21 protein-coding genes are annotated in these 24,730 nt (G+C 64.8%); 6 read left to right on the plus strand and 15 right to left on the minus strand.

The window, feature by feature from the left end; all coding sequences use genetic code 11:
* Positions 1-9: 9 nt before the first annotated feature.
* Complete coding sequence (hisS, locus tag NXY83_RS10890) at positions 10-1,380, minus strand: histidine--tRNA ligase (RefSeq protein ID WP_258802263.1); 1,371 nt, start codon at positions 1,378-1,380, stop codon at positions 10-12.
* Positions 1,381-1,603: 223 nt separating this feature from the next.
* On the opposite strand from hisS, the gene NXY83_RS10895 reads away from it, so the two are divergent.
* The 3 genes from NXY83_RS10895 (at position 1,604) to NXY83_RS10905 (ending at position 4,931) form a co-directional block, all read left to right on the plus strand.
* Positions 1,604-2,422 (plus strand): peptidylprolyl isomerase, encoded by an 819-nt coding sequence (locus NXY83_RS10895; protein WP_258802264.1) that lies wholly within the window; start codon positions 1,604-1,606, stop codon positions 2,420-2,422.
* Positions 2,423-2,489: 67 nt separating this feature from the next.
* On the plus strand, positions 2,490-4,091 hold the full coding sequence (locus NXY83_RS10900; RefSeq protein WP_258802265.1) for a DUF349 domain-containing protein: 1,602 nt from the start codon (positions 2,490-2,492) through the stop codon (positions 4,089-4,091).
* 99 nt (positions 4,092-4,190) lie between these two features.
* Complete coding sequence (locus tag NXY83_RS10905; RefSeq protein WP_258802266.1) at positions 4,191-4,931, plus strand: type IV toxin-antitoxin system AbiEi family antitoxin; 741 nt, start codon at positions 4,191-4,193, stop codon at positions 4,929-4,931.
* Here NXY83_RS10905 and NXY83_RS10910 read toward each other — a convergent pair.
* The 9 genes from NXY83_RS10910 to pdxT form a co-directional block, all read right to left on the minus strand.
* A complete protein-coding gene (locus NXY83_RS10910) occupies positions 4,812-7,202 on the minus strand; it encodes a RelA/SpoT family protein (protein WP_309484069.1) in 2,391 nt (796 codons plus the stop codon). The genes NXY83_RS10905 and NXY83_RS10910 overlap by 120 nt on opposite strands.
* A 164-nt stretch (positions 7,203-7,366) precedes the next feature.
* Positions 7,367-8,383 (minus strand): protein translocase subunit SecF, encoded by a 1,017-nt coding sequence (secF, locus tag NXY83_RS10915; RefSeq protein WP_258802268.1) that lies wholly within the window; start codon positions 8,381-8,383, stop codon positions 7,367-7,369.
* Positions 8,383-10,140, minus strand: a complete 1,758-nt coding sequence (secD, locus tag NXY83_RS10920; RefSeq protein WP_258802269.1) for a protein translocase subunit SecD — start codon at positions 10,138-10,140, stop codon at positions 8,383-8,385. Before secD ends, secF begins: the two co-directional genes overlap by 1 nt.
* 99 nt (positions 10,141-10,239) lie before the next feature.
* A complete protein-coding gene (yajC, locus tag NXY83_RS10925; RefSeq protein ID WP_258806166.1) occupies positions 10,240-10,635 on the minus strand; it encodes a preprotein translocase subunit YajC in 396 nt (131 codons plus the stop codon).
* A gap of 241 nt (positions 10,636-10,876) precedes the next feature.
* Positions 10,877-11,965 carry a Holliday junction branch migration DNA helicase RuvB gene (ruvB, locus tag NXY83_RS10930; RefSeq protein ID WP_258802270.1) on the minus strand — a complete coding sequence of 363 codons (1,089 nt, stop codon included), beginning with the start codon at positions 11,963-11,965 and terminating at the stop codon, positions 10,877-10,879.
* Positions 11,958-12,602 (minus strand): Holliday junction branch migration protein RuvA, encoded by a 645-nt coding sequence (ruvA, locus tag NXY83_RS10935; RefSeq protein ID WP_258802271.1) that lies wholly within the window; start codon positions 12,600-12,602, stop codon positions 11,958-11,960. The genes ruvB and ruvA overlap by 8 nt, the downstream gene beginning before the upstream one ends.
* 90 nt (positions 12,603-12,692) lie before the next feature.
* Positions 12,693-13,271, minus strand: a complete 579-nt coding sequence (gene ruvC / locus NXY83_RS10940) for a crossover junction endodeoxyribonuclease RuvC (protein WP_258802272.1) — start codon at positions 13,269-13,271, stop codon at positions 12,693-12,695.
* 50 nt (positions 13,272-13,321) lie between these two features.
* Entirely contained in the window at positions 13,322-14,077 is a 756-nt protein-coding gene (locus NXY83_RS10945) for a YebC/PmpR family DNA-binding transcriptional regulator (protein ID WP_258802273.1), read from the minus strand.
* Between the two features lie 3 nt (positions 14,078-14,080).
* Positions 14,081-14,791 (minus strand): pyridoxal 5'-phosphate synthase glutaminase subunit PdxT, encoded by a 711-nt coding sequence (gene pdxT, locus NXY83_RS10950; protein WP_258802274.1) that lies wholly within the window; start codon positions 14,789-14,791, stop codon positions 14,081-14,083.
* A gap of 91 nt (positions 14,792-14,882) precedes the next feature.
* On the opposite strand from pdxT, the gene NXY83_RS10955 reads away from it, so the two are divergent.
* Together NXY83_RS10955 and NXY83_RS10960 are read left to right on the plus strand one after the other, a co-directional pair.
* On the plus strand, positions 14,883-16,175 hold the full coding sequence (locus tag NXY83_RS10955; protein ID WP_258802275.1) for a Mur ligase family protein: 1,293 nt from the start codon (positions 14,883-14,885) through the stop codon (positions 16,173-16,175).
* A gap of 68 nt (positions 16,176-16,243) precedes the next feature.
* Positions 16,244-16,921, plus strand: a complete 678-nt coding sequence (locus tag NXY83_RS10960) for a type 1 glutamine amidotransferase (RefSeq protein WP_258806168.1) — start codon at positions 16,244-16,246, stop codon at positions 16,919-16,921.
* 4 nt (positions 16,922-16,925) lie between these two features.
* On the opposite strand, the gene NXY83_RS10965 is transcribed toward NXY83_RS10960, so the two are convergent.
* Complete coding sequence (locus NXY83_RS10965) at positions 16,926-18,227, minus strand: CapA family protein (RefSeq protein ID WP_397427061.1); 1,302 nt, start codon at positions 18,225-18,227, stop codon at positions 16,926-16,928.
* Between the two features lie 74 nt (positions 18,228-18,301).
* On the opposite strand from NXY83_RS10965, the gene NXY83_RS10970 reads away from it, so the two are divergent.
* A complete protein-coding gene (locus NXY83_RS10970; RefSeq protein WP_258802277.1) occupies positions 18,302-20,314 on the plus strand; it encodes a M3 family metallopeptidase in 2,013 nt (670 codons plus the stop codon).
* 84 nt (positions 20,315-20,398) lie between these two features.
* Here NXY83_RS10970 and pdxS read toward each other — a convergent pair whose 3' ends face one another.
* From pdxS to thrS, 4 genes are all read right to left on the minus strand, one after another.
* Positions 20,399-21,325: a pyridoxal 5'-phosphate synthase lyase subunit PdxS gene (pdxS, locus tag NXY83_RS10975; protein WP_309484070.1), complete on the minus strand. Its 927-nt coding sequence runs from the start codon at positions 21,323-21,325 to the stop codon at positions 20,399-20,401.
* Between the two features lie 142 nt (positions 21,326-21,467).
* On the minus strand, positions 21,468-22,091 hold the full coding sequence (gene pgsA / locus NXY83_RS10980) for a phosphatidylinositol phosphate synthase (protein WP_258802278.1): 624 nt from the start codon (positions 22,089-22,091) through the stop codon (positions 21,468-21,470).
* Complete coding sequence (locus tag NXY83_RS10985) at positions 22,081-22,668, minus strand: HIT family protein (protein ID WP_258802279.1); 588 nt, start codon at positions 22,666-22,668, stop codon at positions 22,081-22,083. The genes pgsA and NXY83_RS10985 overlap by 11 nt, the downstream gene beginning before the upstream one ends.
* Before the next feature lie 15 nt (positions 22,669-22,683).
* Entirely contained in the window at positions 22,684-24,693 is a 2,010-nt protein-coding gene (gene thrS, locus NXY83_RS10990) for a threonine--tRNA ligase (protein ID WP_258802280.1), read from the minus strand.
* Positions 24,694-24,730: the final 37 nt, after the last annotated feature.

Raw genomic sequence — 24,730 nt, forward strand, 5'->3', positions numbered from 1 at the left:
GTAAAGCGGCTAAACCGCCGTGGCCACCGGGGCTGTCGTGGCCACTTGCACAGCGAGGTCCTCCGACGGCGGCGCCCAGGTTTCAGGGGCGGCCACCACCTGCTCCCCCGACCGGATGTCCTTGACCTGGTGCGTGCCGTCGTCGTCCGTGAACCAGACGAACGGGATGCCGCGCCGGTCGGCGAACTTGATCTGCTTGCCGAACTTCTCCGCCTTGGCAGCCACTTCGGTGGGAATGCCGCGGCTCCGCAACTGGGCTGCAACGTCCTGTGCCGCGCCCCAGCTGCCGTCATGCGTCAGGGCCACCAGTACAGCGGTGGGAACCGAACGCGAGGCCCTGGCCAGGTCCTGGCTCAGGATGCGGGAAACCAGCCTGGTAACTCCGATGGACAGCCCGACGCCGGGGAACTTCCGGTTGCCTTTGGATGCCAGGGCATCGTACCGGCCGCCGGAGCAGATGGAGCCCAGCTGCTCGTGGCCAACCAGGACGGTTTCCACCACTGTTCCCGTGTAGTAGTCAAGACCGCGGGCGATGCTGAGGTCTGCCACCACCTTGCCGGGGGCCCGCTGGACAGCGGCTTCAATCACCTGTTCCAGCTCGTTCAGGCCTTCGTCCAGCAGTTCGTTGCTGACGCCAAGCGCCCGGACCTGTGCCACGAAGGACGTGTCCTCCGTGCGGATCCCCGCCAGCTGCAGCGCCTTTTGCGCCTGCTCGTCGGTGGCACCCAGTTCTTCCTTCAGCAGCTCGGCCACTTTGGCCGGGCCCACCTTTTCCAGCTTGTCGATGCTGCGGAGCACTCCCGCCGTGTCCTCGAGGCCGATTCCCCGGTAGAAGCCTTCCGCCAGCTTGCGGTTGTTGATGCGCAGCCGGAAGTCCGGGATGGGCAGCGCGCCCAAGGCTTCCGCGATCACCAGCGCGATCTCAACGTCATAGCGGAAGGGCAGTTCGCCGTCGCCCACAACATCAATGTCCGCTTGCGTGAACTCGCGGGCCCGGCCTTCCTGCGGACGCTCACCCCGCCACACCTTCTGGATCTGGTAGCGCCGGAACGGGAACGCCAGGTATCCGGCATTTTCAACGACGTAGCGGGCGAACGGGACGGTGAGGTCAAAGTGCAGGGCAAGGGCGTGCGGATCCGCTTTGCCTGCCTTAACAGGGTTGTCGCTCTCGTCCTCCTGGAGCCGGCTGAGGCCGTACACTTCCTTGTCGATCTCACCCTTACGCAGCAGCTGCCCCACGGTCTCCACGGCGCGTGTCTCGATCGAGCCGAACCCGTGGAGTTCGAAGACCCGGCGCAGGGTGTCCAGAACATGGAGTTCCACCAGCCGCTCCTCGGGAAGCCACTCGGGGAATCCGGACAGGGAGGCGGTGCGTGCCATGGAAGTTCTCCTCTTGGTGCGCCGGAAGCTGCCCGCATTCCGCCCTTTACGGGCGCCGAACCGCGGCAGTCCAGCCAGTCATGCATAAACTATGTGCGGCAGTCAGTTTATGCGTCATCCGTGTGCATCTCTAATGCAGCGGACCGGCAGGGCTCGGCCGTCAGAAAACTGCGCCTGCGGCCTTCATGCCCATCGCGCAGCAGCCCGACAATAAGGAGGACCCTTGGCGGCCAGTTCACGCAGTGCCCGCGAAGCCAAACGGCGCATCCAGCAGATGGAGGCCAAGCGCGAGCTCAGGCGGGACCAGGAGAAGCGCCGCAAGCGCGACAATCTTGTGGCCGCAGGTGCCGGAACCGCCGCAGTGCTGCTCGCCGTCGTACTCCAACTCACTGCCTTTGCCGGGAACCCCACGGAGGAGGAGTTCGCAGCAGCCGAGGCCGGGCTTGCCAGCCCGTCAGCCCCGGCTGACCCGTCCGCAAGTCCGTCCGCCCAAGCCACGAACGGCCCCAACATCCCGGCCCCGGACACTGCCGCAGGCAAGACCTTCACCGGGGAACTGGTCCTGAACGGGAGCCCGCTGGGCGTGGAGCTGGATGGGGTTAATGCACCGCAGGCAGCAGCCGTCTTCAAATCCCTGAGCGATGAGGGCTTTTACAACGGAAAGACCTGCCACCGCCTCACCACCGCCGACGCATTCGGCGTCCTGCAGTGCGGCTCCCCCACGGGCGACGGGCAGGGCGATCCCAACTACACGTGGGGACCGCTGGAGAATGTTCCGGCCGACAATACCTACCCGGCCGGTACCATCGCCGTGGCCCGGACCGGCAATAACGCCTACGGCAACGGAACCCAGTTCTTCATTGTCTACAAGGACACCACCATTCCTGCCGACTCCGCAGGCGGCTACACGGTAGTCGGGAAGGTGACATCGGGGCTGGACGTGGTGTCGGATATCGCTGCCGCCGGGATCACGCCGGGCGGCAGCGACACAGACGGCGCGCCTGTTGAACCAGTCACGATAGACTCGTTTTCTCTGAAGTAGGAAGCCCGGCCGAGGTGGCCGTGGTGCAGAACGTGAGTATTTCCCTCCAAGCGAAAGACTTTTAGCGGTGACAGACAGTCAGAAATCCGACGAAACAGCAACAGACCTGACCGAGGCGGCGGCCCACGCCACGGAAGACGCAGGAGCTGAAGCAACCACTACACCGGACACGGAAGCTCCCGCCGGGGACGCCCCTGAAAGCAGTACTCCCACAGCGGATCCTGTCGAAGCGCCCGCCGGTGAGGCTCCGGCGGAGGAAGAACCCTCCGGTGACGCCCCGGAATCCGCTGCCCCCGCTCCTGCACCGGCTCCCGGCCCCCGGCCGTCCGCCCCTTCCCCTGCAGCCTTCGCCTCGCGTCCCAAGCCGGCAGCAGCAACCCCGGCCGCGGCACCCGTCCAGGCCCCGCCGTCAACGTCCTTGGCTGAGGCCTCGAAGTGGGGCCGCGTCGAAGGCGACGGACACGTCTTCCTGACCATCGATGGCAGCGAGCACCCTGTGGGGCAGTACCCGGGCGTGAGCGACGACGAGGCCCTGGCCTACTTTGCGCGGAAATACGACGACGTGGTGGCCCAGATTGTGCTGCTCGAACAGCGCGTCAGCTCAAAAGCCCCCAGCACGGACATGCAGAAAACGGTGACCCACCTCCGGGAGCAGCTCGCTGAACGGAACATGGTGGGCGACCTCCGGGCGGCCGAGGCCCGGCTGGACAGCCTTTCCACGCAGATCGCCGAACTCGAAAAGGCGGAGAAGGCGGAGCACGACGCCGTCCGCGCGTCCGAGCTCGCTGCCCGTGAGGCCATCGTTGCTGAGGCTGAGCAGATTTCCGGCCAGGATCCTGCCCAGACCCAGTGGAAGACCTCCAGCGCCAGGATGAACGAGCTCTTTGAGAGCTGGAAGACTGCGCAGAAGAGCGGCGTCCGCCTTGGCCGCAGCAATGAAGACGCCCTGTGGAAGCGGTTCCGTGCCGCCCGCACAGTTTTCGACCGCCACCGCAGGGCCTACTTCTCCCAGCTGGACAGCAACAACTCCGCGGCCAAGGCCGCCAAGGAAAAGCTGATTGCCGAGGCTGAGTCGCTGTCCACGTCCACCGATTGGGGTTTCGCCGCCGGCGAGTACCGCCGCCTGATGGACCAGTGGAAGGCCTCCCCGCGCGCCAGCCGCAAGGACGACGACGCCCTCTGGGCCCGTTTCCGTGCAGCCCAGGACGTCTTCTTCGCCAACCGCCAGGCTGCCAATGACGAGATCGACCAGGAGTACTCCGCCAACCTCACGGTCAAGCAAGCCCTCCTGACCGAGGCCAATGCCATTCTTCCCGTCAAGGACCTGGGGGCGGCCAAGAAGGCGCTGCAGTCCATCCGGGACCGGTGGGAGGAAGCGGGCAAGGTGCCGCGGGCGGAAATGGGCCGTATCGAGGCCGGGCTCCGCAAGGTTGAGGACGCTGTGCGCCAGGCCGAGGAAGAGCAGTGGCAGCGGTCCAACCCGGAGCGGAAGGCCCGCACCAACAGTGCCCTGTCCCAGCTTGAATCCGCCATTGCCGGGCTCCAGGACGATCTGGCCAAGGCTGAAAAGAGCGGTGACCAGCGCAAGATCAAGGCCGCGCAGGAAGCACTTGAAGCGCGCCAGGCCTGGCTCGACCAGATCCAGCGTTCGGCCAGCGAGCTTTCCTGACCTTCCGGCTGTTCGTTTCCCCGGCAGGCCCGGTTCCGGTTTTCCACATAACCGGAACCGGGCCTGTGTCGTTTAGGGCGTACGCGGCAGGATGGACGGATGGCGACACCACCGGCTTCTCCCCCTGCTGCCGCAGGCACGGATCCATCAGCGGGCAGCCAGGCTGCTGCCCCCCGCTTTCCGGAACTGTACGCGCCGGGCAGGCCCTTTGCCTGGCCGGAACTGCAGTCCCTCGCAGCGGACGGGCTGCTGGCCCGCTTCCATCAGCACGGCTATACCCTGCCTGAGGTGCCGGCGTCCCCGCAGCTGCGCGCGAGGGCGGCAGCGTGCGCTGTTCCGGCCTCCGTCCGGCAGCGCGTTGTTGCCGGTCGCATGACAGCTGCATGGATCTACGGCTGCGCCAAGGAGCCGGACAGGCTTGCTCTTCTCGTGGATGCAAAGCGCCGGGTGTCCAGCCTTCGCAATACCAGGGGCTGCACACTCCACGAGGTGAAGCTGGGGCCGCTCGACGTTGTCAGCCTTGGCGGCCTGATGGTCTCGAGTCCGTTGCGGACGGCGCTGGATGTCGCGTTGCACGTCGACGCCGAACGCGCCGTCCCTACACTCGCTGCTTTGCTGGCGCGTCCCCAAAATGATGTGCGGCTGCGTCTGCTGGTCCTCGCAATCGAGGCGTCCCCGCGGGTGCCACACAAACGCGCAGCGCTGGAAAAGCTCGCGCGGCTAGTTCCGGCGCTTGTTTCCGGTAGTGCGGTAGACGTCAAAGACCCCGTCAATCCGGCGGACAGCACTCAGGACGTGGCTCAGGTACTTGGGGTCACCCATTTCGAAGGCGAATTTTGAGATGGCCACCCGGTCGGTGGAGGTATGGACGCTGGCGGCCAGGATGTTCACATGGTTTTCCGACAGGACCCGGGTCACGTCGGACAGCAGGGACTTGCGGTCCAGGGCCTCCACCTGGATCTCGACGAGGAAAACGCTCGACTGGGTGGGCGCCCAGTCCACGTCGACAATCCTGTCCGGCTGGTCCTTCAGGTCCGAAATGTTGGTGCAGTCTGTCCGGTGTACGGACACGCCTGAGCCGCGGGTTACGAATCCCAGGATGGGGTCCGGCGGCACTGGCGTGCAGCAGCGTGCCAGTTTGACCCAGACATCGCCAACGCCGCGGACCACCACGCCGGAGTCGGAGAAACGTGTCTTGGTGACCTGGGTGGGAATGCTGACTTCGGTGATGTCGTCGTCGGCGCTCTCGTTTCCGCCGAGGCTTTCGACGAGTTTCTCCATCACAGCCTGGGCAGAGGTGTGGCCGTCACCCACTCCGGCGTAAAGGCCGGAGATGTCAACGTACTTGAATTCCTCGGCAACCGCCGCCAGGGCCTCGTGCGTCATGAGCCGCTGCAGCGGAAGGTTCTGCTTCCGCATGGCACGGGTCAGCAGTTCCTTGCCGCGGTCGATCGCCTCTTCGCGGCGTTCCTTGCTGAACCACTGCCGGATTTTGTTCCGCGCCCGGGCGCTCTTGACGAAGTGCTGCCAGTCCTGGCTTGGCCCGGCACCCTCCGCCTTGGAGGTGAAGATCTCCACCCAGTCGCCGTGGTTCAGTTCGCTGTTGAGCGGGACCAGTTTGCCGTTGACACGGGCGCCGATGGTCCGGTGGCCCACCTCCGTGTGGACCGCATAGGCAAAGTCGACGGGGGTGGACCCGGCCGGCAGCGCCATCACCTCACCTTTGGGGGTGAAGACGAACACTTCGCGGGCGTTGATTTCGAAACGCAGCGAGTCCAGGAACTCACCGGGATCGGACGTCTCCTGCTGCCAGTCCACGAGGGAACGAAGCCATCCCATGTCGCCATCCCGGGGACTGCCGGGACCCACGGCGGTGCGGTTGGGCTGGTCCTTGTACTTCCAGTGGGCGGCCACGCCGTACTCCGCGCGGCGGTGCATCTCGTGGGTCCGGATCTGGATCTCCACAGGCTTCCCGCCGGGGCCGATCACCGTGGTGTGCAGCGACTGGTACATGTTGAACTTGGGCATCGCAATGTAGTCCTTGAACCTGCCGGGCAGCGGGTTCCAGCGCGAATGCATGGTGCCAAGGGCAGCGTAACAATCCCGGACGGAGTCCACCAGGACACGGACACCCATGAGGTCGTTGATGTCGTCGAAGTCCTTGTCGCGGACAATCATCTTTTGGTAGATCGAGTAGTAATGCTTGGGCCGGCCGGTGATGGTGGCCTTGATCCGGGCGGTGCGCAGGTCCTCGGTGATCTGGTCGCGGATGACGCTCAGGCTCTTCTCACGCTCGGGAGTCCTGTCCCCCACCATCCGCACGATCTCTTCGTACACCTTGGGGTACAGGGCCGCGAAGGAGAGGTCCTCCAGCTCCCACTTAATGGTGTTCATACCCAGGCGGTGCGCCAGCGGGGCGAAGATCTCCAAGGTCTCACGGGCCTTGCGTGCCGAGGATTCCGCCGAGACGAAGCGCCAGGTGCGGGCATTGTGCAGCCGGTCGGCCAGCTTGATCATCAGGACGCGGATGTCCTTGGCCATGGCAACGACCATCTTGCGGACCGTTTCTGACTGTGCCGCCTCCCCGAAGCTGACCTTGTCCAGCTTGGTAACCCCATCGACCAGCATGGCCACTTCCGGGCCGAAGTCCCGCTTCAGGTCAGCAAGGGTGTAGGGGGTGTCCTCCACCGTGTCGTGCAGGAGTGCCGCTGCCAGGGTGGTCCCGCTGAGCCCCAGTTCGGCGAGGATGGTGGCCACCGCCACCGGGTGGGTGATGTACGGATCACCGCTTTTCCGCTTCTGGCCCCGGTGGCTCTGCTCCGCCACGTCAAAGGCGCGCTGGATAAGGTCGAAATCCTCTTTGGGATTATTGGCCCGCACAGTCCTCAACAGCGGTTCGAGGATGGGCGAATAGGTGGCAGTGCCGCGGCCGGTGAGGCGGGCCAGCCTGGAGCGCGTGCGCTCCCTGCGCCCCGGGAACGTGGCGCGGGACCCGGAGTTGTCAACGGGCACCAAGGAACCAGGGCGTGCGGTTGCCGCCACCCCGGTTTGTACACCGGCAGGATTTTTGTCTCCCTGTGCCGTTGGCGCCGACGCCGAACGTTCTTCCAATGAAGCACCCCTCACCACCGTTTAATTACTTCAGTCTATTCCTCACGGCGGTGACTTTTAAAACCGGTCCATAAAAGTGAACGGGCCGGACACCATGAAGCTCATGGTGTCCGGCCCGCTGCCATCTTTCAGGCCGTTCCTACACTGTTTTGGTACGCCGTGGTTCAGGCCTGGGCAGGTTCCGCCGAAGCAGGCCGGTCCGCGGAGCTGGCACGGCGGTGCTCCACACGCTTGGCCTGCCGGACCAGGTCGGGCTCGTTCCGGCGCAGAAACGCATACATGGGGGCCGCCACGAAGATTGTGGCGGCCGTGCCGATCAGGATACCGACGAACAGTGCCAGCGAAAGGTCGCGGAGGGTGCCCGCCCCCAGCAGGCCTGCACCGATGAACAGGATCGCACCCACGGGGAGGATGGCCACCATCATGGTGTTAATCGAACGGACCAGGGTCTGGTTCACGGCGAGGTTAACCTCCTCTGCGAAGGTTCGGCGCGTCGAGGCGTCGAGGTCGGCGGTGTTCTCGCGGATCTTGTCGAAGACCACCACCGTGTCGTACAGCGAGTAACTGAGGACGGTGAGGAAGCCGATGATGGCTGAGGGCGTGACCTCGAAGTCACTGAGGGCATACACGCCGGCCGTGATGAACATGGTGACCACCATGCCCGCGATTGCCGAGAGCGACATTTTCCAGGTGCGGAAGTAGAGCGCCATCAGGACGGACGCCAGAAGCACGAAAACCACCAGGCCGATCAGAGCCTGCTTGGTGACGTCGGCACCCCAGGTGGGTCCGATGAAGGTTGAGGTCACCTCGTCGTCCGTGACGCCGTACGCCGCGGTGAGCCCTTCCTTGATACGGAGGGTTTCATCGTCGGTGAGCTTGTCCGTCTGGATCCGCATGGTTGTCCCGGCCACGTTGGCGACGCGCGGAACGCTGCCCTCCACGACGTCCGTGACGGCCTTCTCGCCCAGGGCCGCTTCCGTCGTCTGCACATTGGAAACGGTGAACTCGGAACCGCCCCGGAATTCGATGCCCAGGTTGAAGCCGCCCTTGGCCACCGGAATGATGATGGAGAGGGCAACCGCGACCGCAGCGATGGTGAACCAGATTTTCTTGGAACCCACAAAGTTGTAGGAACGCTTCCCGGTGTAGAGCTCGTTACCGAAATTGGCGAAGCCTGACATTATTTGTTCTCCTTCGCTGCGGTCCTTGAAGAGCCAGCGAGTTGTTCCTGCTTCTCCGCCAGGCGGCGTTCCGCGATGGTCATCCTGCGTTCAGCTTCTGCCGCAGCACCGGCGTTCTTGGCACGAACCAGAACCGGCTTGTCCTCCGGGGTGCGCACACGCCCGGCTCCCCGGTAGAGCGGCACGGCGCCCAGCCGTTTCGGATCGAGCCCGGAGAGCCGGTGGCCTTCGCCGAAGAACCTGGTGCGGGCCAGCAGCTGCAGCGTCGGGTGCGTGAACATAAACACCACAATGAGGTCCGCAATCGCGGTAAGGCCGAGCGTGAAGGCAAACCCTCGGACGTTGCCGACGGCCACGAAGTACAGGACCAGGGCAGCCAGCAGGTTGACAGCCTTGGATGCCAGGACCGTGCGCTTGGCCCGCTTCCAGCCGTTTTCGACGGCGGACACCAGGCCGCGGCCCTCGCGCAGCTCATCGCGGATGCGTTCGAAGTAAACGATGAACGAGTCTGCGGTCTGGCCGATGGCCACGATGAGGCCGGCGACGCCGGCCAGGGAAAGCCGGTAGTTTTCCGTCCAGCCGAGGATGGCTATGGCCAAATACGTGAGGATGCCCGCCACTACGAGCGAGGCGATGGTGACAAAGCCCAGGGCGCGGTACTGGAAGAGCGAGTAGAACACCACCAGGAGGAGCCCGATGATGCCCGCCAGGAGGCCCATGCGGAGCTGTTCACCACCCAGCGTGGCGGAAATCTGCTGCTCGCTCTGGATCTCGAAGCTGATGGGAAGGGCACCAAACCGGAGCTGGTCGGAGAGGGCCTTGGCCGTCTGCTCCGTGAAGCCGCCGGTGATCTGCGGGCGGCCGTCAGTGATGACCGCAAGCGATCGGGGCGCGGAGATGACCTGGTCGTCGAGGACGATGGCGAACTGGGCCTTGGGGTCATTGCCGGAGTCCCCGCCGGCAGCCACATAGAACTGGTTCAGGCGTTCGGTGACCTCTTTGAACTTGGCTGTGCCTTCCTCGTCGAACTGGATGTTCACAGCCCAGTCGTTGGTGACGGCGCCCTGCGCACCCTGCTGCAGCTGGAAGGAGGAGGTGACAATGTTGCTGCCTTTGACTTCCACCGGACCCAAAATGTACTTGATGGCAGGTGTGGTGGCAGTGGCGGGCTCACACGTGACCAGCGGTTTGGCCGGGTCCGAGCGTTCCTGCTCGTCCTGCGACGGATTGTCGCAGTCCAGGGCCTCGAACTGGCGGTAGATTTCGGGCGTGATCCAGTTGATGTCACTGCTGTTGGCGGGCTCGGCCGTCGGCTTGGGCAGTTGGTCTTCGGGCGTTCGGGATTCCTCGGGAACGGGTGCGCCTGCACCGTTGAGGAGCACGGGCCGGAAGTTCATGTCAGCGGACGCCTGGATCAGGTCGCGGGTCTGGCTGGAGGGGGTTCCCGGAAGGCTGACCACCACGTTGCGCCCGGACTGCGTGCTGATTTCGGCTTCGGCCACGCCGGAGCCGTCAACGCGCTGGCGGATGATGGCCACCGCCTGGTTGAGCTGCTCTTCGTTGATGTCCGAACCGCCCTCGACCTTCGGCGCCAGGATCATCTGGGTTCCGCCTTCGAGGTCCAGTGCCAGTTTGGGCGCCCAGCTTGCCTGCCCGCCCAGGGTGCCGCCGGCCAGGACAGCAGTCAGCGCGGCGATGATTACACCAAGCCAGACCAGGACCCTGAGGCCTGGTTTCTTGGGACCAGTTCGTGCCATTGTCGATCTTTCTCTTATTCACGGAGGAACCGCCGGCGCCTGCTGTGGCTTGCACCGGCGGTTAGCCGCGGCGGTAGAGGGTAAAAGCGGTCAGCGGGACTAGCTGTCCTTTTTGCCCTCGTCGTTGAGGCGCTTCACTGTTTCATCCGGAGTCTCGACCGATGTCGCGGAGCTTCCGCCCTCGCGGTCGGTCAGGGACGATGCGTCGTCGGGCACGGCCGGGGATTCAGCCTCCGGCACGGCGGCGGGTTCGACGATCTTGGTCACTGCCTGGCGGTGGACCGTGGCGAGGTTGCCCGGGGAAAGTTCAAGCGTGACCTTGTTCTCGGCATCGTCGATGTCCACGATCCGGCCGAACAGGCCAAAGCTGGTCATGACCTCAATGCCGGGCGCGAACTGAGACTGCAGTGTTGCCTGCTGCTGCTGGGTCTTCTTGTTGCGGCGGAACATCATGAAGATGAAGATGCCGAGCATCACGAACAGCAGGATCGACATGATGTCGATGCCGCCGCCGGGCTGGGTAGTGGTGGTCTGGGCAGTGATATGTCCGAACACGGGGAAGTTCCATTCTGTACTTGCATAGAGCCGGTTGACAGCGCCGTCCGCTTTGAACGTGAGGACTGGCGGTACTGCTTGCCATCCATCCACGGGCTGCCGGTGTCGGTGCCTGCGGGAACAAAGACCCGAACGTGCCGAGCGTCATACCAGTCTAAAGGGAAAAGCTGAAGGTAGCCTGCTATTGGCTTTCCGGGGCCCAGTCCCCCGGCGCTTCCACGCTGCCGGATTCCGGATCGAAGAGGTCCAGTTGCTCCTGGGCGAAAACCCCGGACGGGATGGCGTAACCAAGGTGCGTCCAGGCCGGTGCCATGGCGATCCGGCCCCTGGGTGTGCGGCCCAGGAGGCCTTCACGGACCAGGAAGGGCTCGGCCACTGTTTCCACGGTTTCAGTCTCTTCGCCGACAGCGATAGCCAGTGTCGAGAGCCCCACCGGACCGCCGCCGAATTTGGTGATAAGCGCCTCAAGGACCGATCGGTCCAGCCGGTCCAGGCCCTTTTTGTCCACCTCATACATGTCAAGGGCCTCAGAGGCCGCCCGGGAATCAATCTGTTCGATGCCATGGACAAGCGCCCAGTCCCGTACGCGCCGCAGCAACCTGTTGGCAATACGGGGCGTGCCGCGCGAACGCCCCGCGATTTCGCTGAAGCCTGCCGAATTCACCTTGAGATCCAGAAGTCCGGCCGAGCGGCGCAGCACCAGCTCGAGTTCCGGCACCGAGTAGAACTCCAGGTGGCCGGTGAATCCGAACCGGTCGCGCAGCGGCCCGGGAAGCAGCCCGGCCCGGGTGGTGGCACCTACCAGTGTGAACGGCGGCAGTTCCAGCGGGATGGCCGTGGCGCCGGCACCCTTGCCCACCACGATGTCCACCCGGAAGTCCTCCATGGCCATGTACAGCATTTCTTCGGCCGGACGGGACATGCGGTGGATTTCGTCGAGGAACAGGACCTCGCCTTCGGAAAGGGAGGACAGGATGGCGGCAAGGTCGCCTGCGTGCTGGATGGCAGGCCCGCTGCTGATGCGCAGCGGGGCGTTCATCTCGGAGGCGACAATCATGGCCAAGGTGGTCTTGCCAAGGCCGGGCGGACCGGAGAACAGCACGTGGTCGGCGCTGCGTCCACGCATGCGGGAGGCCTGCAGCACCAGGGAAAGCTGTTTGCGCACCCGGTGCTGGCCTACGAAGTCGTGCAGGTTCTTGGGCCGGAGGGCAGCTTCGATTACACGTTCCTCCGGCTCCTCCCCTGCGGCCACCAGTGACGGTTCAGCCACGGCTGCCTACGCGGTTGCCGGCGCGTGCCCCGTCCTGGCCGAGCCAGCGCAGGGTGGTCCGCAGGATTTCCGGCACGTTGCCCCGGAAGGAGACCTCGGGGTCGTCCGCCAACGCCTTGTCGATGCTGGAGGACGCGTCCTTTTCGGACCATCCGAGGCTTGTCATGGCTGCAACCACCTGCGGTTTCCAGGCGGTCTCGGCAGCAGTGGGGGCCGCGGGCGAACCGGCGGTGCCCTGCGGGACGAGCTTTCCGGCCAGCTCCAGCACGATCCTGCCCGCGACTTTGGGTCCGATGCCGGGAACTTTGGTGAAGGTTTTGCTGTCCCCGGTGTGCGCCGCAACCCGGATAGCCTCGGGATCGTGGACAGCCAGGACCGCCAGGGCCAGCCGCGGCCCTACTCCGCTGACACTGAGCAGCACATCGAACACTTCGCGTTCGCCGTCGGAGGCGAAGCCAAAGAGCGTGAGCGAATCCTCCCGGACGATCAGGGAGGTAAACAGCTTTCCCTCCTCGCCGGTGCGCAGCCCGCTGAGGGTTTGGGGAGTGGCATGGACGCTCATCCCGGCACCGTTGAGGTCAATGACGGCCGTGGACAGGCCTACGTGCGCTACTGTTCCGCGGAGGAAACTGATCAAGGCCGGGCTCCTGGTGTACGCCGGGCCTCCGCTAAAGAGGACCGGTTATCCGAACATATCTACGAATACCCTAGCAAGGAGCCGGGACATTCACCGCGCACGCCGCGCCTTGGCTTCGGCTTCAGCCCACGCCAGCTGCGCCGGGGTGAGCGAGGAGCTCCCCGGGCCGGTGGTGGCCACTGCTGCACCGCTGCCGGCGCGCCAGGCGTGGGTAATAGCCAGGGCCAGGGCGTCTGCCGCGTCAGCAGGGCGGGGCGGCGCCTCCAGCCGGAGGATCTTGGTGACCAGCTTGGTCACCGCCTCCTTGTTGGACGAACCGCTGCCCGTGACTGCCGCCTTAACCTCCGAGGGCGTGTGCAGGGCTACCGGTATCCCCCGCCGGGCGGCGGCGGCGATGACCACTCCGGACGCCTGGGCCACGCCCATCACCGTACTGACGTTAAGCTGCGAGAAAACGCGTTCGACGGCGAGTACCTGGGGTTCGTAGCGGTCCAGCCATTCGTCGATGGCCGTCGCGATCACAAGGAGCCGCCGGTCCAGCGTCTCGTCCGGGGATGTTCCCACCACTCCGACGGCCACCATGGTGGCCCGCCTGTTGCGCTCGACATCCACCACGCCAATTCCGCAGCGGGTGAGGCCGGGGTCCACCCCCAGGACACGCAGCGTCACGGGCGCACGCGTTCGGCGGGCAACCCCGGTTCAGCAGGCAAGGCGGGACGTCACTCGGATTCCAGGGCGGCCTGGACGTCGTCGCTGAGGTCGGCGTTGCTGTAGACGTTCTGGACGTCGTCGAGTTCCTCAAGGGCATCGGCAAGCTTGAGGAACTTCCGGGCGCCGTCAACGTCCAACTCCACCTGCATGGAGGGAACGAACTCCACTTCATCGGTGTCGTACTCGATGCCGGCTTCCTTCAGGGCCTCGCGGATGGCGGGCAGGTCACCGGGCTCGGAATGGATCTCGAAGGCGTCCCCGTTGTCCTTCACTTCCTCGGCACCGGCATCCAGCACTGCCATCAGGACGTCATCCTCGCTGAGGCCGTTCTTCGGCAGGTTCACCACGCCCTTGCGGGTGAACAGGTAGCTGACCGAGCCGGGGTCAGCGATGGTGCCGCCGTTCCGGGAGATGGCCAGGCGGACCTCCGACGCGGCGCGGTTCTTGTTGTCCGTCAGGCACTCGATCAGCAGTGCGGAACCCTGGGGGCCGCGCGCTTCATACATGATCTCCGTGTAGTCCACCACTTCGCCGGTGAGGCCGGCGCCGCGCTTGATGGCACGGTCGATGTTGTCGTTCGGGACCGAGGTCTTCTTGGCCTTGGTGACTGCCAGTTCGAGGCCGGGGTTGCCGGCAAGGTCAGGTCCGCCCATCCGTGCCGCAACTTCGATGTTCTTGATCAGCTTGGCGAACGACTTTGCGCGGCGGCTGTCAATGATCGCCTTCTTGTGCTTGGTCGTCGCCCATTTGGAGTGGCCTGACATGCTTTACGCTTCTCCTCTGATCATGCGGATAAAAAGTTCGTGTACGCGTTTTTCCCCGGTCACTTCCGGATGGAAGGAGGTGGCCAGCAACTGGCCGGAACGCACTGCGACAATTCTAGCCGCCCCCGGCAGCGGGGCCGCGTGGGACGCGTGCTCCGGGTCCGCCGGTTCCACCTGGGCCAGGACCTCCACATCCGGGCCGACGCGCTCCACCCACGGGCCGCGGATGAAGACGGCGTGCACGGGAGCCACGCCTGTATCCGTGGCGCTGAAGTCCAGTCCCTTGAAGTCGAGGTCCGTTTCGAAGGACTCCCGCTGGCGGCCAAAGGCGTTTCGCCGGACGGTGATGTCCAGCCCGCCGAACGTCTGCTGCGGCGCGCCGGCCAGATCCGTCGCCGGATCGGCGATGTCCGAGGCCAGCAGGATCATGCCGGCACAGGAGCCAAAGACGGGCAGCCCCTCGGCAATGCGCTCCCGCAGCGGTTCCGCTATTTCGAACGCCCGGGCCAGCTTGTCAATCGCTGTTGATTCGCCGCCGGGAATGATCAGCCCGTCCAGGCCGTCCAGTTCCTTGGGGCGGCGGATGCTGACGCCTTCGGCGCCCGTCGCCTCCGCTGCCCGAAGGTGCTCACGGAAATCGCCCTGGAGCGCCAGCACGCCGATCCGCAGGCCTGAGCCGACGCGCGTCGAAGCAGCAGAAAGGGAATTTGTCATCCCTCCAGCATACGGGGCCTGTCCTTCCACCCTGTTCCTGCCGGAAGCAGTGCCGCAGGGTTGCATGCCGCTGCTGGGATATATTCGAATCATGTTCTCCTTCAGTGTTCCGCTCGGCAAGCTTGTCCGTCGGGCGTCCCGGCTCCGGGGCGGCGGTTCCGCCCTGCCGGGCCTCGTGGTCGAAAAGATCGACCCCGGCTTCATGCGGCGGACGCTCAGCACCCTCCCCCACGGCGTTGCGGTGGTCAGTGGCACCAACGGCAAAACCACCACCACCAAAATGGTGGTGGAATTACTGGAGAGCCAGGGGCTCAGGGTCTTCACCAACCGCACCGGCAGCAACTTCACGCGCGGCGTCGCCGCCGCCCTGCTGGGCGAGGTGGACTGGCGGGGCAGGCTTGATGCCGATATCGCCGTCCTGGAGCTTGATGAGGCCCATGCCGTCCACTTCGTCAACAGCGTGCCGCCCCGTTACTGCCTCCTGCTGAACGTCCTCCGCGACCAGCTGGACCGGTTTGGTGAGATCGATAAGACGGCCCAGCTGCTCCAGCAGATCGCCGCCAAGACCACCGGGACGGTTGTGCTCAACCGTGAAGACCCCCGCGTGGCAAGGATTGCCGACACCCTCACCGGCCAGGAAGTCAGGTACTTCGGCCTCGACGATTCGCTGCTGGGCACCTTCCCCAACGACGACGACATGCGCGCGTCGCCTGGCAGCCCCGCGCTGGCGGGCCTGCCGGAAAAGCCGTCAGCCGACGTCGTGCTCCGCGAGGTGGGCGCGGACAGCGCCGTCTTTGAGTACGACGGCGCCACGGTCACCACGGCGATGAAGCTCCGGGGTGTGTACAACATTTTCAACGCAGCAGCGGCGCTGACACTTGCACGGAGCATTTGCGGCGGGGGTGCCGCCGATGCCAACCACGAGACGCTGCTGGAAGCGCTGTCGCAGGTTGCGCCGGCGTTCGGCCGCGGCGAAAGCCTTACCGTGGACGGCCAACCCCTGGACCTGGTGCTGGTCAAGAACCCCAGCGGCTTCAGGCTGGGGCTGAAGTCCTTCCCCGCGGGCGGCTACGCCACCATGATCGCCATCAATGACAACTATGCGGACGGCCGGGACATGTCCTGGCTGTGGGACGTGGACTTCGACTCCCTCCGCGAAGAGGGCGTGGACCAGCTCACCGGATCCCGCGCCTACGACATGGCGCTGCGGCTGCAATACGACGACGTCCGCATCGGGGCTGTACAAACCGAGATTGCCCCCGCCCTCGCGGCCTTCATCCGGGAAGCCCAGGGCAAGCCCAAACGCATTTTCTGCACCTACACCGCCATGCTCGCAATCCGCCGCGAACTGTCCAAAATTACTACTGTGGAGGTTGTCTCGTGAGCGCGCAAACACCCGCCGTTGCGGACAGCAAGGGCACTATCCGGGTCGTGCAGCTCTACCCGCGCGACATGAACATCTATGGTGACTGGGGCAACGCACTGGTCCTGCAGCGGCGCATCGCCTGGCACGGCTACACGGCCGAACTGCTCGAGTACAACGTGGGGGATCCTTTCCCCGACCACGTTGACATCCTTTTGGGCGGCGGCGGCCAGGACAGCGGACAGCTGGTCATCCAGGACGACCTTCAGGAACGGGCAGGCGTGCTCAAGGACCTGGCAGAGGACGGCGCTCCCATGCTGGTCATCTGCGGGCTCTATCAGCTCTTCGGACGCTTTTTCAAAACCCGAACCGGTGCCGTGATTCCCGGAATCAGCGTCCTAGACGTCGAAACCCAAGGCACAGACGAACGCCTGATCGGCAACGTCAAGGTATCGACGCCCGAGTTCGGCGATGTCCTTGGCTACGAGAACCACAGCGGCCAGACCACCCTGGGCAACGGCGTCCGCCCATTGGGTACCGTTGCCAAGGGGACGGGCAACAACAGCAACGACGGGCATGAAGGTGCCCGCTACCGCAACATTGTGGCCAGCTACCTGCACGGTTCGCTGCTGCCGAAGAACCCTGCCATTGCAGACTTCCTGATCCGGACTGCAGCCGAACGGAAGTTTGGGACGTTCGAGCCGGGCCACCCGGACGACCGGTTCGCGGAACTGGCCAGGGAACACGCGGCACGCCGCCCCCGCTGAACTGTCAGGGTTCGCCGGTGATGAGGAGTTCGTGCGCCCCGGCGGCCGCGGCACCCATCGACTCCACGACGGCCAACGTGCGCTGCCGCGTTGCTGCGTCGGCTTCGGGTCCGGCACAAGGCCCTTGCGGCGCGTCCGAGGCCACGGAACACCACCGGTAGGGGTCACGGACCATCACCGACGGCGCCCAGGCGAGGTCGGTGGCGGTCCACTTTCCGGTCTCATCCTGGCCGAACTGGGCACGGACCAGGAGGCCTTCATTGTTGACGACAAACCCGGGTGAGAGCTCGGTGACACCGTTGCCCAGGCCGTACACGATCCACGTGCCCTTATAGTTCTCGATGGGCAGGACCGAGTGGGTGTGGTGCCCGTAGACCATGTTGAACTGCCCGCTGTCCACCAGGGCGTGCGCCACGTCCCGCTGCTGGGCATTTGGCTCGCTCGCGTATTCATCACCCGCGTGGATGCCTCCCAGGACGATATCCGCACCCAGCGCCCGGGCCTTCTCTGCCTTGGCGATCATGGTTGGCGCGTCCAGCATGTCCACCTGCCAGGGATATTCCGCCACGAGTCCGTTCAGCCCGTAGGTGGCCTGGATCAGGGCGACCTTGGCCGCCGCTGTCTGCAGGATCAGAATTCCCTGGGACTCCGTTTCGGTGCGGTAGGAGCCGGTGTGCTTGAGGCCTGCTTCGTCCAGCGCGTCGAGGGTCCGCAGCAGGCCGTCGGTGCCCCTGTCGATGGTGTGGTTGCTGGCCGTCGTGCACGCCGTGTAGCCCACCTCCTTGGAGGCCGTAATGATCTGGGGCGGAACGTTGAAGGACGGATAGGAGGAGAAGGGCCCTTCCGGTCCTGCCACCGGTGTTTCCTGGTGGCAGATGGCAAGGTCGCTGTTGTTGATGTAGCGGCGCTGGCCCTCCAGCAGGGGTACGAAGTCCAGGCCCGGTTTTCCGGCGGCAGCGGCGTCCTGCTCCGCCTGCTGCCAGAGCTCGTCGTGAACCAGCATGTCGCCGGTGACCAGGACTGATGTGCAGCGAAGTACCGGGCAATCGGGACCCTTGCCAGGTGTGGGAGTGGGGCTTGGTGTGGGAACAGGGGTAGATACCGGACTCGGTCCTGTCCCCGTCCCTGGAACCGATGGGGCGGCTGCGGAACCCGCAGGTCCCGACGGATTCCCATTCTGTTCAGCAAGCAGGCCGCAACCCGCCAGCGCACCGGTCATGCACAATGCTCCGGCCAATGACATCGCCAAGACGCTGGCGCCAAAGCGCCCCGCCGCCTTGCCGGCTACGGTCCCCATAACCGCCATTCTAGGGAGGTACGGGCCCGGTGCCTGCATTTCGCCACATTGAGAAGCGTGCCCTGCTGTGAAAGGTTTACGTCATGACGAACCCGCTCCTGGTCCCCAGTGCCCTGCCCTACGGACTCCCGCCGTTTACCGACATTTCGGCGTCCCACTATGCGGAGGCCATCGAAGCCGGGCTGGCCGAACACCTGGCTGAAATCCAGGCGATCGTGGACAACGCGGAGCCGGCGGATTTTGATAACACAGTGGAGGCGATGGAGCGCTCCGGCCGGCTGCTGGAGCGCGCGGCAGCCTCGTTCTTCACGCTGGTCTCGGCAGATGCTTCGGACCAGATCCGCGACCTCGAGACCGGGTTCTCGCCCCGGTTCTCCGCGCACCAGGACGAGATTTTCCTGAACCATGCCCTGTTCGAGCGGTTTGCAGCCGTTGACGCCGCGGACTGCGATGCGGAATCAGCCCGCCTGGTGGAGGAGTATCTGAAAGAGTTCCGGCAGTCCGGTATCCAGCTGGACGGACCCGGACAGGAGAGGCTCAAGGCGATCAACGCGGAGCTTGCCCGCCTCGGCACCGAATTCGGCCAGCGGGTCAAGGAAGGCATGAAGTCCGGGGCACTGCTGCTGGACAGTGCCGAAGAGCTCGCGGGCCTGCCGGCGGATGACGTGGCCAGCGCCGCCGAAGCCGCACGGGCGGCCGGGCACGACGGCAAGTTTCTGCTCACCCTGGTCCAGCCCGGCAACCAGCCTGCCCTCGCCGGCCTCGAGAACCGGGAGGTCCGCCGTCGCCTTTATGAAGCTTCCGTGGCACGCGGCAGCGGCGGGGGAAGCCTTGATGTGCTTGAGGTTGCAAGGTCGATGGCCGGACTGCGCGCGGAGAAGGCCTCCCTGCTGGGCTTCGCCAACTATGCCGAGCTGGTGGTGGACCGGCAGACCGCTCCGGATTTCGGGTCCGTCCAGAACATGCTCAGCAGGATGGCCCCGGCCGCAGTCCGGAACGCCGACGCCGAGGCGGCTGCCCTGGCTGCCGTGGCCGGCCACCCGCTGGAGCCCTGGGACTGGGCCTACTATTCGGCCAGGGTCCGCCGGGAAAAGTATGACGTGGACGAGCAGGCGCTCCGTCCGTACTTCGAGCTGGACCAGGTCCTGACGGATGGTGTGTTCTTTGCCGCTACTTCCTTGTACGGCGTCACATTCCATGAGCGGACGGACCTGGTTGGCTACCACCCGGACGTGCGGATCTGGGAGGTCCGCAATGAGGACGGCAGCGGGCTGGGCCTCTTCCTGGGCGACTACTACAGCCGTGAGTCAAAGCGCGGCGGGGCATGGATGAATTCGCTCGTTGAGCAGTCAGCCCTGCTGGGGACCCGGCCCGTGGCCATCAACAACCTGAACATCTCCAAGCCGCCCGCCGGCGAACCGACGCTGCTGACCCTGGACGAACTCCGCACCACCTTCCACGAGTTTGGACACGCCCTGCACGGCCTCTTCTCCAACGTCACGTATCCGAGGTTCTCCGGCACGTCCGTTCCCCGCGACTTTGTGGAGTACCCGTCCCAGGTAAATGAGATGTGGATCATGTGGCCGGAGGTGCTGTCCAACTATGCACGGCATTACGCCACGGGCGAGCCGCTCCCCCTGGATCTCGTGGGGCGGCTTAACGAATCCCGGCTGTGGGGTGAGGGTTTTGCCACCACCGAGTACCTGGGCGCCGCGCTGCTGGACCTGGCATGGCATGTGCTGGACCGTGGCGACGTCCCGGAGGACGCGCTGGAGTTCGAGGCAAAAGCCCTCGCCGACGCAGGGATAGCCCATCCCCTGATCCCGCCGCGGTACCGGACCGGCTACTTCCAGCACATTTTTGCCGGTGCCGGGTACGCTGCGGGCTACTACTCGTACATCTGGAGCGAAGTGCTGGACGCCGAAACCGTGGATTGGTTCACGGAGAACGGCGGCCTCACGCGCGCCAACGGTGAACGGTTCCGGCGCGAACTGCTCGCCCGCGGGAACAGCCGTGACCCGCTGGAGTCCTTCCGCACCCTCCGGGGACGCGAAGCACGGCTGGAACCCCTTCTGAAGCGCCGCGGCCTCGACTAACCCGCATCACATCCCCGTAAACGGACGACGGCGGCGGGTCACCTGCGAAGGTGGCCCGCCGCCGTCGTACTGCTTCTGCTGGTGTTACCAGCCGCGCTCGGCAAGGCGGTGCGGCTGCGGGATCTCGTCGACGTTGATGCCCACCATGGCTTCACCCAGGCCGCGGGAGGCCTTGGCGATGACATCGGGATCGTCAAAGAAGGTGGTGGCCTTCACGACGGCGGCCGCGCGCTGCGCGGGGTTGCCGGACTTGAAGATGCCGGAACCGACGAACACGCCGTCCGCACCGAGCTGCATCATCATGGCAGCGTCGGACGGGGTGGCGATGCCGCCGGCGGTGAACAGCACCACGGGGAGCTTGCCGGCAGCGGCAACTTCCTTGACCAGCTCGTACGGGGCCTGCAGTTCCTTGGCCGCAACATAGAGCTCGTCCTCGGGCAGGGCTGCGAGCTTGGCGATCTCGGAGCGGATCTGGCGCATGTGCCCGGTGGCGTTGGAGACGTCACCGGTGCCGGCCTCGCCCTTGGAGCGGATCATCGCCGCGCCCTCGTTGATGCGGCGCAGGGCCTCCCCGAGGTTGGTGGCACCGCAGACGAAGGGAACGGTGAAGTTCCACTTGTCGATGTGGTTGACGTAGTCGGCCGGGGTCAGGACCTCGGACTCGTCAATGTAGTCCACGCCCAGGGACTGCAGCACCTGGGCTTCGACGAAGTGGCCGATCCTGGCCTTGGCCATGACCGGAATGGAGACGGCGTCGATGATCTGGTCGATCATGTCCGGATCGGACATCCGGGACACGCCGCCCTGGGCACGGATATCGGCCGGAACGCGTTCCAGCGCCATGACAGCCACAGCACCGGCATCTTCGGCGATGCGGGCCTGTTCGACGTTGACGACGTCCATGATGACGCCGCCCTTGAGCATCTCAGCCATGCCCCGCTTCACGCGGCTGCTGCCCGTGACGCTGTTCGCGGACGAACCGGCTTCGCTGCTTACATCAGGTGTAGACACAAAAACCCCTATGGGTAGATAGATGACCTTCGCCGGGCGTGCAGGCGGCAAATGCCGGACTGTGCACACTCGGATTCGCCGGATCCATTGACCGGTCAGTCCTAATATACTAGTCCCACCGCGGCCAGCCGCTTAATCGTGCTTAATCCGCCGGGCTTGGTTCCGCCTGGGCCTGCCGGTGCACGAAAACCACGCGCTGGACCACAGTGATAAGGCTGGCCAGGGCAAGCAGGACCAGGGTCACCAGGAGCACCACCTGGGGCAGGCCCAGGCCGGTAAACCCGGTGACCACCAGGACCGAGACAAGGCGTTCGGCCCGCTCGGCGATCCCAATGTTGGCCGTGAACCCGAGCGACTCGGCCTTGGCCCTGGCGTAGGAGACCACCATGCCAAGGACAAGGCAGACCATTGCGGAGACGGCAATGGGCGTGTTGGCGCCACCGGTGAAGAACCACACGGCCAGCCCGGCGAAGAGCGCGCCGTCCGCGATCCGGTCGAGGGTGGAGTCAAGGAAGTTTCCCCACCGGCTTTTCACGTCCTGCATCCTGGCCATGATGCCGTCCAGGACGTCGGAGAAGATGAACGCCGTGATGAACAGCGTTCCCCACCACAGGTGGCCCAGTGGATAGAAAACCAGGGCTCCGACCACTACACCGGCGGTACCGATAATGGTGACCGCATCGGGCGAAACACCTATCTTCAGGAGCCAGCGGGCAAGCGGGGTAAACAGCGCGGTGAAAAATCCGCGTGCGTGCCTATTCAGCATCCGTCTCCCCGGGCCAGGCGTCGGCCACTTGCTGGCGGACCTCATCGAGGGTCTGGGTGATGGCCTTGGTCTGGGCAATGATGGGGAAGAAGTTCCCGTCCCCACCCCAGCGCGGAACAATGTGCTGGTGCAGGTGGGCGGCGATACCCGCGCCGCCCACCACGCCCTGGTTCATTCCGAGGTTGAACCCGCCCGGGTTCGCCACTTTCCGCAGGACACGCATGGCCGTTTGCGTCAGTTCGGCGAACTCCGCGGTTTCCTCAAGGGTCAGGTCCGTGTAGTCGGGAACGTGCCGGTATGGGCACACCAGCAGGTGTCCCGGGTTGTAGGGAAAGAGGTTCAGCACCACGTAACACGTCTTACCGCGGTGGACGATCAGTGCTTCCTCGTCCGTCCGGCCCGGCCCCACGCAGAAAGGGCAGTCATTTTCATTCTTGAACTGGTGCTGCCCGCCCTTGATGTAGGCCATGCGGTGCGGAGTCCACAGGCGCTGGAAAGCGTCCGGGACACCGGCGAGGTCAAAGTCGTCGGTAACGCCCGCATCACCGGGATAACCGGCGCCTGTGTTCTCCTGCACGTGGTTTCCGTTCCGCTAGCTGGTCCGGTTACGGACGGCTTCCGTGATCCGCTTGACTGCCTCTGCAACGGGCACGCCGTTGTCCTGGCTTCCGTCACGGAAGCGGAAGGAAACGGCACCTGCTTCGGCATCGTCGCCGCCGGCGATCAGCACAAACGGGATCTTGTCCTTGCTGGCGGTGCGGATCTTCTTGGGGAACCGGTCCGAAGAAGTGTCCACCTCCGCCCGGATTCCGGCGGCCTTGAGCTGATCAACGACGTCAAACATGTACTCGTTGAACGTCTCGGCCACCGGGATGCCGACTACCTGGACGGGGGCCAGCCAGGCGGGGAAGGCACCTGCATAGTGTTCGGTGAGCACGCCCATGAACCGCTCTATCGACCCGAACAGGGCGCGGTGGATCATCACCGGCCGCTGGCGGGTGCCGTCGGCCGCCTGGAATTCGAGTTCGAACCGTTCGGGCAGGTTGAAGTCCAGCTGGATAGTGGACATCTGCCACGTGCGGCCCAGGGCGTCCTTTGCCTGTACCGAGATCTTGGGACCGTAAAATGCTGCTCCACCCGGGTCGGGAACGAGTACCAGCCCTGATTCGTGGGCTACCTCGGCGAGGGTCCTGGTGGCCTCTTCCCACGCGGCGTCATCGCCGACATACTTTTCGGGATCCTTGGTGGAGAGTTCAAGGTAGAAGTCGTTCAGCCCGTAGTCCTTGAGCAGGCCCAGGACGAAGTTCAGCGTCTTGGTGAGCTCGTCCTTCATCTGCTCGCGGGTGCAGTAGATGTGGGCATCGTCCTGTGTCATGCCGCGCACCCGGGTAAGGCCGTGCACCACGCCTGACTTTTCGTACCGGTAGACGGAGCCGAATTCGAACAGGCGCAGGGGAAGCTCACGGTAGGAACGTCCGCGGGACCTGAAGATGAGGTTGTGCATGGGGCAGTTCATCGGCTTCAGGTAGTAGTCCTGCGCCGGCTTGCGGATGGTGCCGTCGGCATTGAGTTCCTCGTCGACGCGCATCGCGGGGAACATGCCTTCCTTGTACCAGTCCAGGTGGCCGGAAACCTCATAGAGGTGGCCCTTGGTGATATGCGGCGTATAGACGAACTCGTAGCCGGCCTCGACATGGCGCTGCCGCGAGTAGTCTTCCATCTCCTTGCGGATGATGCCGCCCTTGGGGTGGAATACGGGCAGGCCGGAGCCCAGTTCGTCCGGGAAGGAGAACAGGTCCAGTTCGACGCCGAGCTTTCGGTGATCGCGGCGTTCGGCTTCGGCGAGGCGTTCCTGGTAGGCCTTGAGTGCTTCCTTGGTGGGCCAGGCAGTGCCATAGATGCGCTGGAGCTGCTGGTTCTTCTGGTTTCCGAGCCAGTACGCGGAGGACGAACGGGTCAGGGCGAAGGCGTTGGAGATGAGCTTGGTGTTGGGCAGGTGGGGCCCACGGCAGAGGTCGCACCAGACAGTGGTTCCCTCCTTGCGTTCCACGTTGTCGTAGATGGTGATGTCGCCGGCGCCGACCTCCACGTTGACGCCTTCTCCTGCTTCGGCGGCGTCGTTCTTCCTGCCCAGCAACTCAAGCTTGTAGGGCTCGTTTTTCATCGCTTCGCGGGCTTCGTCCTCATTGACCACGCGGCGGACGAACTTCTGGTTCTGGTTGACGATCTTCAGCATCATCTTTTCGAGGGTCTTGAGATCCTCGGGGGTGAAGGGCTCGGCGACGTCAAAGTCGAAGTAGAAACCGTCAGTGATGTAGGGACCAATGCCCAGCTTGGCCTCCGGGCGCAGCTGCTGGACAGCCTGGGCCATGACGTGGGCAGTGGAGTGGCGGAGTACGTTCAGCCCGTCAGGGGAATCGATGGTGACAGCCTCGATGTCGGCACCTTCAGGCAATTCCTGGTCCAGGTCCTTCAGCTCGCCGTTAACGCGGGCCACAACAACGTCGCGGCGCTCAAAGAAGAGATCCGCACCGGTTGTCCCGGTAGTCACCTTGGTCTCTTCGCCATCGACGAGAAGGGTGATCTGCTGGGCATCTGACACGGGTGTCTCCTATTCAAAGTTAAGGCTTCATAGCTTG

Origin of the sequence: Pseudarthrobacter sp. NS4, from assembly GCF_024758005.1 — a bacterium.
Classification (GTDB): Bacteria; Actinomycetota; Actinomycetes; order Actinomycetales; family Micrococcaceae; genus Arthrobacter.